The following is a 14,425-nucleotide window of genomic DNA, read 5'->3' as shown; positions in this document are numbered from 1 at the left end:
CCGTTAGAAACCGGTCGCTCACTCAACGTTCTGACGATGATTGTTCATCTTAAAGATGAAAAACCTTCCTCTGATACTTCGTGTGAGACTCTTGATACTTTTGCTTGTCGCTCCAGCCCAAAAGACTGAAACCGCACTCGCTATCAAGCGCCCACACTTATCGGCTGTTAGTTTTTAAAGAGCATTACGCTAAGAATTTGCTTCGCGAGTTACCTGCTTTCGCTTGCTTTCCTGCGCGCCGTCATTCAACGGGAGGCGAATTATGCGGACCAATTTCGATGTCGTCAAGCGCCTTTTTCAAAAAAAATTAATCAGACTATTTTCGAATCGGAATGACGAAATCGCGCAAAGGTGCGCGCTGCCGCTCGATCGCGTGGCGGCCCGCCTTCGGCATGCCCTCATCACGCGCTAATTCTCGTGTTCGATCATGGATGCAGATGGGAACGACGGATGCGACGCCGCCCGCCGCAACCGAAATCGAGTATGAAGAACAACCTGGAGACACCCCAAATGAGCACGCTCGCCGATAGCACCGTCCCGACACACTCGAGATCCCGACGCTATGGTCTCTTCGTCTGCCTCATGGCAGCGCTTGCCGGTCTGCTGTTTGGCCTCGATATCGGCGTGATCTCGGGCGCGCTGCCGTTCATCGCGAAGCATTTCGTGCTGAACGATCGCGCGCAGGAATGGATCGTCAGTTCGATGATGGTCGGCGCGGCGATCGGCGCACTGGGTGCGGGCTGGCTGTCGTGGCGCCTCGGACGCCGCTATGCGCTCGTGCTGGCGGCGATATTCTTCATCGCGGGATCGCTCTGGTCGGGGTTCGCGGGCAGTCCCGCGCATCTGATCGGCGCACGGTTGATACTCGGCCTCGCGGTCGGCATGGCGTCCTTCACGGCGCCGCTTTACCTCTCGGAAGTCGCGCCACGGCAGGTGCGCGGGGCGATGATCTCCACGTATCAGCTGATGATTACCGTCGGGATCCTGGCGGCGTTTCTGTCGAATATCGGGCTGTCCTACGTGGCCGACTGGCGCTGGATGCTGGGCGTGATCGCGATCCCCGCAGCGTTCTTCCTGGCAGGCGTCCTCGCCCTTCCCGACAGTCCGCGCTGGTTGCTTCAGCGAAATCGCGCCGCGGAAGCGCGCGCCGTGCTGCAGCGCCTCTACACCAATCCGGCCGACGTCGAAGCCGAACTAGAACAAGTCAGCGAAGACAGCACGCGTCCTCAGCGAGGATGGAACCTGCTGCGCAAGAACATGAACTTTCGCCGTTCCGTGCTGCTGGGCGTCGTGCTGCAAGTCTTCCAGCAACTCACCGGCATCAATGTCGTGATGTACTACGCACCGCGTATCTTCGAGCTGGCCGGGTTCGCGACGCACGAGCAGCAATTGTGGGCGACGGTCATCGTCGGTCTCGTCAACGTCGTGGCGACATTCGGCGCGATCGCCTTCGTCGATCGCTGGGGCCGCAAGCCGATTCTCTATGCGGGATGCGCGGTCATGGCAATCGGCATGTGCTCGCTCGGCGTTCTCCTGCATATCGGCGTGGCGGGTCTCACGGCTCAGGTTCTGGCGGTCGCGGCGCTCCTGCTTTTCATCGCCGGCTTTGCGATGTCCGCGGGTCCGCTCGTATGGATTCTCTGCTCGGAAATTCAGCCCCAGCAGGGTCGCGACTTCGGCATCGCCGTTTCGACGCTGGTCAACTGGGTCGCCAACATGGCGGTCGCCGCCACGTTTCTCAGCTTATTGTCGACGGTCGGCGAAGCGAATACCTTCGTTCTGTATGCCATCCTGAACGTCGTCTTCGGGATCGTCGTGTTCTTCTACGTACCCGAAACGCGCGGTGTCTCCCTTGAGAAACTGGGCAACGATCTGATGGCCGGCAAGCGCCTGCGTGATCTGGGCAAAAGCAACTGAGGAAGACGCGGGAGCAACTCAAAACTCCCGCAACGTCAGCTCGACATGCTTCAGCCTGCGCACCATCCGCTCGATGAATTCGCCCGTCACATGCGGCAGCGCGCGCTGGCTCGGAACGATGATGCCGACCGTCAGCTCGTTGATGTTCTCGTCGTCGATCGGCCGCCACACGACGTCGCCGCGCGACAGCTCGTCGAGGAACGCGAGCTTCGAGAAGAACGATATGCCGCGCCCGGATGCGATCAGACGCTTGAGCAGCGTCGTCGAGTTGCAGGTGACGCTCGGCTGCAGCAATTCCCAGAACGCGGGGAACTCGCTGCTCATGGCGCCCTGGATCGGCGAGCGGCCTTCGAGGCGCAGAAACGCGTGATGGCGGCACTCGTCGAAGGTCACGCGCTCGCGCTTCGCGAGCGGATGCGATGACGCCATCACGACGCCCGGCGGCAAAGGCACTTCCGTCACGACATCGAGCCCGGCGGGCAGCTTCGTGATGTACGTGATGCCGACGTCGTACTCGCCGGTCAGCACGCGCGGCGGGACATCGTGCGGCGGCACGGCGGCGATCGAGTACGTCACGGCCGGATACGCGTCCGAGAATTCCTCGACTGTCGCCGGCAGAAAATCGACGAACAGCGAATCCATCGCCACCACGGACACGTGGCCTTTGCGATCGCCCTTCAGTTCGTCGAGCTCGCTGCGCATCAGGTGGAAATCGTTCAGCGTGCCGCGAATGTGCTGCAGCACGCGCTCGCCCGCCGCGTTCCGGCGGATGCCGTTGGGCAGCCGATCGAATAGCTCGGTGCCCATCTCGGATTCGAGCTTGAGTATCTGCCGGTTCACGGCGCTCGACGCGACATAGAGGTTCTGCGCGGCCTTGCGGATCGATCCGCACCGCGCGACCTCGACGAAATACTTCAGAACGTTCGCGTGCATCGTTTGCCCTCAGTCCGTCACCGTCACACTGCTTCGCGGCCACGACGCGACCACGGGGTGATCGAAGGCTACCCTGCCGACGTCCGATGCGCCACCCGGCGAACCGAGCGCGCTCACGTCCGCGTCGAAGAAGGCACGGTTCACCGCCGCGAAAGCTGCTTGCTCGCGCGGCAGTTCTTCCTCGTGATAGATCGCCTCGGTCGGGCACACCGAAACGCATACGCCGCAGTTGATGCATTCCTCCGGATGGATATAAAGCGTGCGCCCGCCTTCGTAGATGCAATCGACCGGACAGCACTGCACGCATGCGCCGTCCTTCACGTCGATGCACGGCGACCCGATCACGTAGGCCATCAGCGTCCCCTCCATTGCGGCTTGCGCTTTTCCTGGAACGCGCGCACGCCTTCGTGCGCGTCCTCGGACTGCAGCGCGCTGACGAGCGCGGGGAGCCTGAGCGCCTGCGCCTCGCTCGCGGACAGCGTCGACGTGCGGCGCACGACCTGCTTGATCGCCTGGACCGACAACGGCGCGCACGCGAGCACCGCATCGACCCATCGATCGACGGTTGCGTCCAACTCCGCTCGCGCCACGACCTCGTTGACGAGGCCCATCTCCCGCGCTTCGTGCGCGGAAATGCGGCGCCCGGTCATGAGCATCGCCATCGCCTGACGATAGGGAATCTGGCGTTGCAGCAGGGTCATGCCGCCGTCGAGCGGCATGCGACCGACGAGCGCCTCGGGCAAGCCGAAGCTCGCTTCCTCGCACGCGATCACGAGATCGCAGCCGAGCACCATCTCGAAGCCGCCGCCGAGCGCGTAACCGTTCACGCGCGCGATCACCGGCACATTCAGCGTCTCGCGCAGCGCGATGCCGCCGAAGCCGCCCGGACGCGGCGCGGCCCAGTATTCGAGGCCGCTCATCGCGGGATTCTTGAGATCCGCGCCGACGCAGAACGCGCGCTCGCCTTCGCCCGTCAGCACGACGACGCGCACGTCGCGGTTATGCTCGAGCTCGCTCCAGATGCGTTGCAATTCGGCTTCGGTTTCCAGATCGACGGCGTTGAGCGCTTCGGGACGCGCGAGCGTCACGGTGGCCACGTGCCGATCGATGACGAGGCGCACGCTCATACGGCCTCCGTCGTCGTGAGGCCGAGCACTTCGGCCGTGTGCTGGCCGAGGCGCGGCGGTGCACGGCGCAGCACGACAGGCGCGTTCGACAGCTCGATCGGGCTGCCGATCAGGCGCACCGGCTGCCCTTCTCCGTCGCCTTCGATGACGAGCCGGTTATGCAGCGTCTGCGGATCGACGAGCGCCTCGCGCAGATCGCGCACCGGCGCGCACAGAAGGTCCTGTTCTTCGAGCCGCGCGAGCCAGTGCTCGCGACTGTTGCTCGCGAAACGCTCGCGGAAGGTGCGCTGCAATTCGGCCTTGTGCGCGAACTGCTGGTTCAGGTTGCAGAAGCGCGCATCGGCGGACATGTCCTCGATTTGCAGCGCCGCGCAGATGTCGCGCAACGGATTCGCCTTGAACGCGCCGACGAGCACGAGCGGGCCCGTCGTCGTCTCGAACACGCCGGAGAGCGGCATCGCGGCCCAGTTCACTTCGGAGTCCGCCATCATGATCATCGCGGCTTCCTGCATCTGCATCGCGAGCATCGAGTTGTAGAGCGACACGTTGACCTTCTGTCCCTCGCCCGTGCGCTCCCGATGCAAGAGCGCGAGCAGAATGCCCTGCACCATGTGCATGCCCGCCGAGTAATCCGCGAGCGCCGTCGGATAAACGGAGACGGGCAGCGAGTCATCGGCGCGGCGCGCCATCACGCCGCTCATCGCCTGCGCGAGCACGTCCTGTCCGCCCTTGTGCGCATACGGTCCCGTCTCGCCGAAACCCGTGCCGACCGCGTAGATGATGCGCGGATTCAGCGCGCGGCAGGCTTCGTAGCCGAGACCCAGCCGATCCATCACGCCCGCGCGGAAGTTGTTCACGACGACGTCCGCTTCCGCGATCAGCGCCTTCAACGCTTCCATCTGCGATGCATCGCGCAGATCGAGCGCGACGCTGCGCTTGTTGCGATTCAGGCTGCAGAAGATCGGGTTGTCCGCGCCCGCGACCGGCTCGAAAGTCGAGCGGCTCAGATCGCCCGCGCCGTGTCGTTCGATCTTGACGACATCGGCGCCGTAGTCGGCGAGCATCTGCGTGCAGACGGGACCCATCATCACTTGCGTGAGATCGATCACGCGCACGCCGGTCAATGGAAGATCGTTCTTTTTCATCTTGTTCTCCGTGTTGCTCATGCCGCTTCCCTCGCATCGATATGCCGCGCGAGCGCCGGGACGTCCGCGTTGCGCCCGCTCTGGTCGCCCGGGTCCGCGCCCTGCGTGCGCAGCGTCTTCTGCAGCGCGGATACATCGACGTCGCGCACGGTGACGCCCGCGTTCAGCGCGAGCGCCGCCGCGACGCCCGCGGCTTCGCCCATCGCCATGCACGGCGGGATTTCGCGCGACATCTTCTGTGCCTGCGACGTCGCCGAGTAATGACGGCCCGCGACGAGGAGGTTGTCGATCTCCTTCGGCAACAGCACGCGATACGGCATGTAGTAGTCGCGTCCGCGCGCGATGCTGTCGGTGAAGCGCGTGCGCTGCGCGAGGTCTTCCTTCGTCATCACGTATTCGCCCTGCAACAGGCGCGTCTGACGCACGCCGGTCTGCGGCGCGACATCGATCACGTAGCATTGCTCGAAGCCCGGCAGCTTCTCGCGCACGAATTCGACGACGGCATGAATGTGGCTGCGTCCCTGCATCTCGGCGCGTGTCAGGTCCCCGGGCTTCAGGCCATCGAGGCCGGCCATGTGCGGGCAGTTGCACCACACGACGCCCGGCAGCGGCGTCTTGAGCCACCAGTAGCCCCACGAGCCGCCGAGAATCCGCTTGATCTGGCGATCGAGCGCGGCGAACGCTTCCGGTTCCTCTGCTTCGAAGCGCTCGGCGGCATCGGTATCGACGCCGCCCAGACGAAACACCGTCGTCGTGATGTAGCTGCCGCCGACATGCGGCACGCCCGCCGACGCCGCGACATCGAGATCGCCGGTCGCGTCGATGACGACATCGGCGAGAATCGCTTCGCGCCCGCTCTTGGTCTCGCAGATCACGCCCTTGACCTTGCCGTCCTCGACGAGCGTGCGTGAGAACCACGAATGCAGCCGCAGCTTGATGCCGAGCGACTCGACCATTTCGAGCGCGACGCGCTTCATCGCATCGGGATCGAAGGCCGCGGCGAAGCACACCGGATGCGGGTTCTTCTGGCTATGAAAATCGAACGTGCCCCAGCGGCCCCACTTACGATACGCCGCAGGATCGTCGCCCCATTCGTCGGCACGCGGGAAATAGGCGAGCTTGCGTGCGGCCATGCGCTCGATGAACGTCATGCAGGTGCCGCGCACCGAGATCTCGTTCAGATGGTTGTCCCACATGTCGTCGAGCACGAGCACCATGCCGCCCGATGCGAGACCGCCCAGATGGTTGTAGCGTTCGAGCAGTATCACTTCCGCGCCGTTGCGTGCTGCCGCGATCGCCGCCGACAAGCCCGCCGGGCCGCCGCCGACCACGACGACGTTCGCCTGCGCCGCCACGCGCACATCGCGTGCGGGTTCCTGAATCCAGTCGCTGATCGTGTTCATTTCGTCTCCTGTGTTGATGGTTCGTGTCGCGTCGGACTCAGCGGATGCCTTCCGGCTGCCACTTGACGAGCCAGCGCTCGAGCGCCGCGATCACGAGAAAAAAGAAGCCCGAGAGAACGGCGCTCATGATGATCGCCGTATAGAGCAGCGCCGAGTCGAAGGCATAAGTCGCCTGAATGATCATCGCGCCGATGCCTTCGGTCGCACCGATCCACTCGCCCACGACCGCGCCGATCACCGACATCGACGCCGCGATGCGCAGCGCGGAGAACAGATACGGCAGCGATGCGTAGAGCCTCAGCTTGAAGAAGAATTCGCGCTTGCTGGCGGAGAGCACGTGCATCAGTTCCATCGACTGCGGATTGACCGCTTCGAGACCGCGCACCATGTTCACGAGCGTCGGGAAGAAGCAGACGATGGCCGCGATCGTGATCTTCGGCTCCAGCCCGTTGCCCATGATGAGCACGAGGATCGGCGCCTTCGCGACCACCGGAATCGAATTGATCATCACCGCAACCGGATAGAAGATGTCCTGCAGCGTCTTGTTGTGCACGAAGATCGTCGCGAGCACGATGGCCACGAGATTGCCGAGCACAAAGCCGAGCGAGGCTTCGATCGCGGTCGGCACGAGGTTCTGCAGCAGCACGTCGCTCTTGGCGAAGAGCGTCTCGAACACGAGCGCCGGCGACGGCGCGATGAACGGCTTCACATGAAAGCCCGCGACCACCGCCCACCACGCGAAGATCAGGCTCGCGACGCCGAGCGCCGGCAACATGCGGGCGCGCCACAACTGCTGGCGACGGCGCGCGCGCCACGCCTGCGATTCCGCGTCCGGCATGCTGGCCGGCACGTTCAGGTTCATTTCGGACGTAGCCATCAGCAAGTCTCCAGTACGCGGCGCAGGTGCGCGGTGAGTTCGACGAATTCGCGCGTCTCGCGGATATCGAGCGTGCGGTCCTCGGGCAGGTCCACCGGCACGATTTCCTTCACGCGTCCAGGGTTCGCCGCGAGCATGAGCACGCGCTGACCGAGGAACGCGGCCTCGTAGATGCTGTGGGTGACGAAGAGCGTCGTCAGGCCGAGCTCCTTCCAGACGCGGCGCAGTTCTTCGTTGAGGCGGTCGCGCGTGATTTCGTCGAGCGCGCCGAAGGGCTCGTCCATCAGCAGCACTTTCGGATCGCAGACGAGCGCACGCGCAATCGCGACGCGCTGGCGCATGCCGCCCGACATCTCATGTGGAAACGCATCCTCGCGGCCTTTCAGACCGACGAGTTCGAGCAGCTCGCGCGGCGTCGCGCGGCCGGCGCGCGCCTTGCCGTGCGCAACTTCGAGCGGCAGCTCGACGTTCTGGATCGCGGTGCGCCACGGCAACAGCGCCGCGTCCTGAAACACGAAGCCGATATCACGGCGCTCGCGCGCGGCTTGCGGCGGCGAACCAAGCACGCTGATGCTGCCGCGGCTCGGCTTCACGAGATCGGCGACCACGCGCAGAAACGTCGACTTGCCGCAGCCCGACGGCCCGAGCAGCGTGAGGAATTCGCCCGCCGCGATATCGAGGCTGAGTCCCTCGATCGCGGTGACGCTGCGGCGGTCGGTGAAAAAGCGCACGTTGATGTCGCGGCAACTGATCGCGCAATCGATGTCTTGCGGCAACGCGAAGTGCGAGCTAGCCCGCTCCGCGCGCAGCGGATTCAAAGTGGCAGCATGCATGGGTTACACCTTCAGGCGAGAGGAGTGAGTGGCCTTGAGCACGTCCATCGTCATGACGTCGTCGACTTTGGGTTGTCCCGCGCGGAACTGGCCGAGCTGGCCGTACATCGCGATCTGTTCTTCCCAGACGCCCGCGTCCATCGCGCCCCAGCCCTGCGTCTGCGTGGTCTGGTTGAATGCGTAGCTCATCAGCGAATCGATCGCGACGCGCTCATCCGCGCGATTCAGGTTCGGATAGTCCTTCACCAGCATGTCGACGGCCTGATCGCGATTCTGGTTGGCGTACATCCAGCCGCGCGCGGTGGCACGAAGAAATCCCGCGACGACTTCCGGATGCTCCTTCAGGCTCGACGTGGTCGCGTAGTACGGCAGCGCGTAGAGGCGCACGCCGGTGTCCCACAGACGCAAGTCCACGCGATCGGCGCCGAGCGGCTTCAGCGCCGTGGTGTTGGTCTGCCAGCCGGTGACGGCATCGACCTGACCGGCGACGAGCGGCATCATGTCCGCGCCGACGGGCACGATCTTCACCTGGCTCTCGGGGATCTTGTGTTTCGCGAGCAGCGCGCGCAGCAGGACCATGCCCGTCGACTGAATGCCGATGCGCTTGCCGATCATGTCCTGCGGCGAGCGGATCGGCGCCTTCTTTAGCGAAAAGAACGTATACGGATGCTGCTGAAGTCCGACCGCGATGCACTTGATGGGCAGCCCTTCCGACACGGCCAGCATGATCGACGGACTCGATGAAATCTCGCCCGCCTGAAAGCGCCCGGACGCGACGATCGCGACGCCGTCGATGTTCGGGCCGCCCGGCTGGATATGAAAGTCGATGCCTTCCTTTTCGTAGTAGCCGAGGCGCTTGGCCACCACCTCACCGACCTGATTGCCACCCGGCACCCAGCCGAGCTGCATGTTCACGGTCGCGAGTCCGCCGGCGAACGCTCGCACCGACAGCAGGCCGCCGCTCGTCGCCAACGCACCCGCAGTGAGCGTGCGCAACATGCGCCGCCTTCCCGCGTTTTCGATCATTGCCATTTTCGTCTCCGGTGTTTCCTGCATGGGCTCCCCTTTTCCACTGTCTTTCGTCAGACGGGTGATGCCGAGTGATCCCATTGTCAGCAGCCAAAAGTGTCCCCGCATAGCATCATTTTTTGCGATGAGTGATGCCGAAATTAGATCGGGGTGGGTATACCCGGCGCCTCGAAAGCGACGAAAGGCGTACGCAGCGCGCACGGATGCGGAGCGCATGCGCGCTAAAAATTCGCTCGCTGGTGGCCAAATTCGGTGCTATCCCGCGCGTTTTTTGTTCCGCAAGAATCTGTCGCAACCGGGACGAATCGCTGCTGCCGATGTCCGTGAAAGGCGAACGCGGGGCTTCAAAGAGGTTGATTCGTCATCCTTATCGATCAAGACGTTTCCGTTCAAACTCATACGACAGGAAAGCCATGAAACGACGTTTGTTGGTCATCGCCGCAAGCGCGCTGTGCGTCCAGAGCGCGTTTGCCCAGAGCACCGTAACGCTCTATGGACTGGTTTCGACAGGCATCGTCTATGCGAACAATCAGCGCGGCGCGGACAAGCAGGGACATTCGACCTGGCAGTTCGCGAGCGGACCGATGCAGACGCCGCGCTGGGGCATGAAGGGCACCGAGGATCTGGGCGGCGGCGTGAAGGCGATCTTCACGCTGGAGAGCGGCTACAACATCGGCAACGGCACGCTGTCGCAGGGAGGACGCGAGTTCGGGCGGCAGGCGTTCGTCGGATTGTCGTCGAACACGCTCGGCACGATCACGTTCGGGCGTCAGTACGACGAGGCAGTCACGCTGTGCATGTTCGAATCGGCGTGCCAGTTCGCGGCGTATGGCGCGCATATCGGCGGACAGCGACAATGTGTTCGATACCTTCCGCATCAACAACGCGGTGCAGTACAAGACGATCGACTATGGCGGCTTTCAGGCGGAAGCGCTGTATGGCTTCTCGAATCGCGCGGGCGGCTTTTCCGACAACAACGCGTACAGCGCGGCGGTGCAGTACCGCAGAGGTCCGTTGTCGCTGGGCGCCGCGTTCCTGCTCGTCAACGAGCCGAACGATCCGAACAACCCGAACGGCGCAGTGGTCGGCGATTATGGATTCACGTCGCCTTTCATCACCAACCCGGCGACGGGATCGGGCGTGCGCAGACAAACGATGTACGGCGCGGGCGGCGCTTACGCGTTCGGATCGGCGAGCGCGTCGTTCCTCTATACGAACGCGCGCTTCGACTATCTGGACGAGTCGCGATTGACGCTGCAGAACTTCGAAATCTCCTTGACGGACTATGTCTTGCCCGACCTGCTGCTCGGCGCGGCGTATATCTACACGACCGGCCAGTACCATCCGCAGGACGCGTCTCCCGCTTGGCATCAGGTGAATGCGGGCGCGAACTACTTTCTAAGCAAGCGGACGGATCTGTTCCTCGTCGGCATCTATCAGCATGCGGCGAAGGACGCGCCTTTTGCGCAGATCTACACGCTGTCGCCGTCGACGACGAAGACGCAAGTCTCGGCTGTCGTCGGGTTGAGGCATCGGTGGTAACGCTTCAGGGCATTGGATTGAAAACGTCGACCTCAAGTTGTAATCCTCGGTGCCGTTAAGTCAGTGAGAGCGCCGATTCGCTTTCGTGGCCGTTGCTAGAACACGCGGCCGTTTTTGCGGCTTCCGGAACGTTTCGAAACCCAGGTTGGCTTTTTTAATTTCCCTTGCCGCGAGCGCAAGTCAAAACACCAGAACAAACATGAAATTCGTCGTCGCGGTATCTGCACTTTCGATCGCTTTGGCCGGATGCGGCGGAGGTGGAGGCGGTGGCTCGGACAGCACGCCCAGCGCGCCCGAGGCAAACGCCGCCCAAGGCCTTTATTCGGGAACCGATGTAAACGGCAACGTGGTCGGCGGCGTCGTGCTCGATACAGGTGTTTACTATTTCGTGTATGCCAACACGACGACCAACGCATTCGGGTTGGTGCAAGGCACGGCTTCCGCATCTCATGGCGCTTTTCAATCCGACAACGCGCGCACCTTCGACATCACCGGCACGAGCGCGAGCGATACGCCTGTCCTCGCGGGTTACAACGAGAAGAACAGTGTCCAGGGCGTGATTTATACGAGCGCCGCGAAGCAGAACAGCATCAAGTTCAATCTGCTTTACGACGGCACGTACGAGCGCGCGATCGCGCTGTCGGCGGTCGCGGGGAGTTATTCGGGCGCGGCGGGGTCGATCAAGGGCAGTGAGACGACCACGTTCGCGATCGGTCAGGACGGCTCGATCAAGGGTGCAGGAGCGAGCGGCTGCACGTTCAGCGGGACGGCAACGCCTCATGGGAACAAGTATTTTCTGGACGCCGCGATTACGTTTGGAGGCGCGCCTTGTGTTTATCCGGGTGTCACGGTTACGGGTGTCGTGTTCTTTACCAACGGTCAAGTGCTCGCGGCGCTGACGCTGCCCGATCGGTCGGATGCGTTTGTTGTTGCTGCTACGAAATGAGGGGATGAGGGCGTTGAATCGGCAGAATTCGGTTTAGTGCCCTCTTCAAGGAGCCGCTTTTTGGCGGGTCGGTCGGCGGGATGATGGCGCCTTTTAAATTGGCAGAGACTCTCGACGATGCTTGGGCAGGGGCGGTTTCGCTGGTGCCTTGTGCCTCAGACCGTTAGTTGCGTCATGATTGATGTGGGCGATTGCGGCGCCAAGGTTTGCAGGTCGATGTGCATGGCGGCTTTTACGACGGCATTTGCGGGACGACGTGTCACGGACGCCATGGCAACTGCGCGCGACGAGCCCGTTTCCACGAAGGCTCAAACGCCGAACAGACGCGCATTGTGATGGCTTATCGCGACTTTGATGCGGCGTCGCCAAATGCATACTCAAGGCAAATCGATTCTCCGACACCACAGATTTCGCGACCGAATGAGGTAGACATGGCATTGCTTGAATTTCTTGGCACGATTGGGTTTGTCGCTGTCGTACTCCTGTCGTTGATGACGGTTTTGGACGTGTTCTTCCCGCGCCTGATTCCGAACTCGAACCCACTTCGCGCTTTTGATCACGTCCGCTCACGCAAACTTGCGAAGGTACGTGCGCGTTAGTCCGGCCGGGGCGTTACGTCATGCGCAGCGTGGGCATCTTCGCTCTCGTTCTCTCGATACGGAGCAGACGGGTCCCGCTTGTAGTCGAATTGCATCTCGCAGAAGCGTGGTTCGTGCTGAACCCAACCACCCTTTCCAATTGCTGAACCTAACCACCCTTTTCCAATTGCGCACCGACAGGGGCGCTCTTATGAAGGCGGCGTATCCGAGCGTTGTCAGAATGCATTCAATCGTTGATTGTTACCAAGCCAGCCTGCCAATCGCGGCGCGGTCGCGTGAGATTGGCTCAGATTCAGCGGGAGTGGATCGCGCTCGTCTCGCATCACGGCACTGATTGCAGATGTATCGAACGATACATAATCAGGCTATCTTGCTACGAAAACACTGTGAAGGTCTGCTTCAACGCTCCAAGGCGTAATGCATGGGTCCGGTGCGCGTCAGCTTCGATAAAGGCGTGAAACAATTCCTCGAAGATAGATGAAAAACGGCGCTAAAGCCCATACCAGCAAGGGCTAAAGGCACTTATCGTCGTTGCAATTATTGTTTCACGGTTCTCTCCGTAAAAGCGATGGCAGGTTGCGAGTCGAAAAGTAGGCTCACCGAACAAAAGTCCATCAGGTCGCAAGCGAGCTATTGATCGTTCAGGGCGGCAAGGGTTCGCCACGGATTCGGAGGGTGTGCCGAGGCGTGAGCGCTTCCTCTGAAAAGGCCTCTGCACCTGAGTCGGCGTGATGAACGCAACATCAGCGCGTTACGGGAATGATGTTCGTTGGTAGGGTTCAAAAAGTGACTGCGCGATGTGAGTCATGATCGCTGCGCGGACTTCGGGATGCAGGCGATAGCCACGCATCAGCTTCTAACGAAACTCTCCATCACCCGTGGTGCCGACTCAAGAACATCGCGGACAATGGGCTCGGTCCAATGCACGAGTAAAGGACGCAAGTCTTGTCCGCTGCGCAGTCTGAGTCGTCATCTGGCAACCACGCGATTTCAGCAGGTGGTTTCAAGAAGACCGGTCTGAACGGTACTGCGAGTCCCACGTTGCCCCGGTGAGCACCCTCTGGCGGCGCTTGGCTCATTGTTTTCATGGTCGCAGCGACTCGACGAGTACGCTCGTCGTAGTGGGCGCGACCCGTTCAGAGCCATCAGATTCTCGATGCTCGTGTTCTTAGCTTGTGGCTTTGACATCAATGCCGACGCTGCGCGGTCATGGCGAGCGTCTGCCTTTATTTGCAAACCGCGCACGTGAGCGGCGCGCGGACGAATGTTATCGACCAAGCTGGCGGCGTCCGTTTTCCTGAGGTTGAGTCAATCTTGGTGGAAAGCAGGAAGCACAAGCTTGCTGCCACTTTCCGGATCGCGCTACTCGCGATCGGTCTTGTTCGGCTCGTTTTTCCTCGAATGCTCTCTCGCGAGGTCGCCAGTTGGCACCGGATCGACCATCGCAGCCGGATTAAAAGCCCCGAACTATTCGCAGCTGGCTGTTTTGCTCGTCGCTGTTAAGAACCGCAGTCGTATGCCTACGCGCTATCTCCAAGTTGAGCCACGGCGTGGCGATTTTGAGGCGATACCGCGATCGCGCCGACGATGCCGTTGCTACATGGATCGAGCGAGGCAAAGCGGAGAAGGAACGAAACTAGCTGGGTTTCTCCGACTAAAGAGATCCCGTAAAACATCAGCGTGTGACCGGGCGTTTCGTCGAGCGCTAGTGCTCACAAGTCCTAACGCTAATCTTTGACTGTCCGCGCGATTCCTTCCGTCATCTGAGGCCGCTCTAGCTTGACACTGATCCAATGGTGAGCGGGCTGCCTGGGAGCAAGCGGTTATTGAGTTGACGGAGGCTTCGGCCGCGGGGCAAACCTGATAGGAATGAGAACAGCAGCGGCAAGAACGATCGAGAAGAGCTCGAGGATGTGTTCTCACCAGTCTGCGTTCTAAAAAGGGAGGCGGACTTGTAGCGAGAGGCCTCGCCGGTCGAACGCGTAATGGGTGTCCCAAGTAGGGACACCCGGCGAGTCTCGGCTTACGAGAAGATATGTCGGTCTAGAAAACTGTCCCAACTTGTGACACTGCG

10 protein-coding genes and 1 pseudogene are annotated in these 14,425 nt (G+C 61.9%); 3 read left to right on the top strand and 8 right to left on the bottom strand.

Features of this window, described 5'->3' with window-relative positions; translation table 11 throughout:
* Positions 1 to 510: 510 nt before the first annotated feature.
* Positions 511 to 1,917, top strand: coding sequence for a sugar porter family MFS transporter (locus tag IAG25_RS36915; protein WP_187609274.1), 1,407 nt, complete (start codon positions 511 to 513; stop codon positions 1,915 to 1,917).
* 18 nt (positions 1,918 to 1,935) lie between these two features.
* Here IAG25_RS36915 and IAG25_RS36910 read toward each other — a convergent pair whose 3' ends face one another.
* From IAG25_RS36910 to IAG25_RS36875, 8 genes are read right to left on the bottom strand one after another with little or no spacing between them, the layout of a single operon-like run.
* Positions 1,936 to 2,850, bottom strand: coding sequence for a LysR family transcriptional regulator (locus IAG25_RS36910; protein ID WP_187609273.1), 915 nt, complete (start codon positions 2,848 to 2,850; stop codon positions 1,936 to 1,938).
* Positions 2,851 to 2,859: 9 nt separating this feature from the next.
* Positions 2,860 to 3,204 (bottom strand): ferredoxin, encoded by a 345-nt coding sequence (fdxA, locus tag IAG25_RS36905; RefSeq protein ID WP_035499218.1) that lies wholly within the window; start codon positions 3,202 to 3,204, stop codon positions 2,860 to 2,862.
* Entirely contained in the window at positions 3,204 to 3,977 is a 774-nt protein-coding gene (locus IAG25_RS36900; protein WP_187609272.1) for an enoyl-CoA hydratase-related protein, read from the bottom strand. The genes fdxA and IAG25_RS36900 overlap by 1 nt, the downstream gene beginning before the upstream one ends.
* On the bottom strand, positions 3,974 to 5,122 hold the full coding sequence (locus IAG25_RS36895; protein WP_255504231.1) for a CaiB/BaiF CoA transferase family protein: 1,149 nt from the start codon (positions 5,120 to 5,122) through the stop codon (positions 3,974 to 3,976). Before IAG25_RS36895 ends, IAG25_RS36900 begins: the two co-directional genes overlap by 4 nt.
* A 17-nt stretch (positions 5,123 to 5,139) precedes the next feature.
* A complete protein-coding gene (locus tag IAG25_RS36890; protein WP_187609270.1) occupies positions 5,140 to 6,525 on the bottom strand; it encodes an FAD-dependent oxidoreductase in 1,386 nt (461 codons plus the stop codon).
* Positions 6,526 to 6,562: 37 nt separating this feature from the next.
* Positions 6,563 to 7,402: an ABC transporter permease gene (locus IAG25_RS36885; protein ID WP_187609269.1), complete on the bottom strand. Its 840-nt coding sequence runs from the start codon at positions 7,400 to 7,402 to the stop codon at positions 6,563 to 6,565.
* Complete coding sequence (locus IAG25_RS36880) at positions 7,402 to 8,235, bottom strand: ABC transporter ATP-binding protein (protein WP_222946815.1); 834 nt, start codon at positions 8,233 to 8,235, stop codon at positions 7,402 to 7,404. The genes IAG25_RS36885 and IAG25_RS36880 overlap by 1 nt, the downstream gene beginning before the upstream one ends.
* Positions 8,236 to 8,238: 3 nt before the next feature.
* The gene (locus IAG25_RS36875; protein ID WP_187609268.1) at positions 8,239 to 9,267 is read right to left on the bottom strand and encodes an ABC transporter substrate-binding protein; all 1,029 of its coding nucleotides are present in this window, start codon (positions 9,265 to 9,267) and stop codon (positions 8,239 to 8,241) included.
* 410 nt (positions 9,268 to 9,677) lie between these two features.
* Here IAG25_RS36875 and IAG25_RS36870 point away from each other — a divergent pair.
* A pseudogene (locus tag IAG25_RS36870) lies at positions 9,678 to 10,806 on the top strand (porin).
* 85 nt (positions 10,807 to 10,891) lie between these two features.
* Complete coding sequence (locus IAG25_RS36865; RefSeq protein ID WP_309244008.1) at positions 10,892 to 11,752, top strand: hypothetical protein; 861 nt, start codon at positions 10,892 to 10,894, stop codon at positions 11,750 to 11,752.
* The last annotated feature ends 2,673 nt before the right edge of the window (positions 11,753 to 14,425 follow it).

Source organism: Caballeronia sp. EK (genome assembly GCF_014384845.1).
GTDB classification, from domain to species: domain Bacteria; phylum Pseudomonadota; class Gammaproteobacteria; order Burkholderiales; family Burkholderiaceae; genus Caballeronia; species Caballeronia jiangsuensis.
The sequence above is the reverse complement of the archived record's forward strand: the minus strand, read 5'-3'. Positions and strand labels throughout refer to the sequence as shown.

Excerpts from the sequence above, each read along its gene's own strand:
- IAG25_RS36915 (WP_187609274.1), top strand. The coding sequence starts at position 511 with ATGAGCACGCTCGCCGATAGCACCGTCCCGACACACTCGAGATCCCGA.
- IAG25_RS36910 (WP_187609273.1), bottom strand. The coding sequence starts at position 2,850 with ATGCACGCGAACGTTCTGAAGTATTTCGTCGAGGTCGCGCGGTGCGGA.
- fdxA (WP_035499218.1), bottom strand. The coding sequence starts at position 3,204 with ATGGCCTACGTGATCGGGTCGCCGTGCATCGACGTGAAGGACGGCGCA.
- IAG25_RS36900 (WP_187609272.1), bottom strand. The coding sequence starts at position 3,977 with ATGAGCGTGCGCCTCGTCATCGATCGGCACGTGGCCACCGTGACGCTC.
- IAG25_RS36895 (WP_255504231.1), bottom strand. The coding sequence starts at position 5,122 with ATGAAAAAGAACGATCTTCCATTGACCGGCGTGCGCGTGATCGATCTC.
- IAG25_RS36890 (WP_187609270.1), bottom strand. The coding sequence starts at position 6,525 with ATGAACACGATCAGCGACTGGATTCAGGAACCCGCACGCGATGTGCGC.
- IAG25_RS36885 (WP_187609269.1), bottom strand. The coding sequence starts at position 7,402 with ATGGCTACGTCCGAAATGAACCTGAACGTGCCGGCCAGCATGCCGGAC.
- IAG25_RS36880 (WP_222946815.1), bottom strand. The coding sequence starts at position 8,235 with ATGCATGCTGCCACTTTGAATCCGCTGCGCGCGGAGCGGGCTAGCTCG.
- IAG25_RS36875 (WP_187609268.1), bottom strand. The coding sequence starts at position 9,267 with ATGGCAATGATCGAAAACGCGGGAAGGCGGCGCATGTTGCGCACGCTC.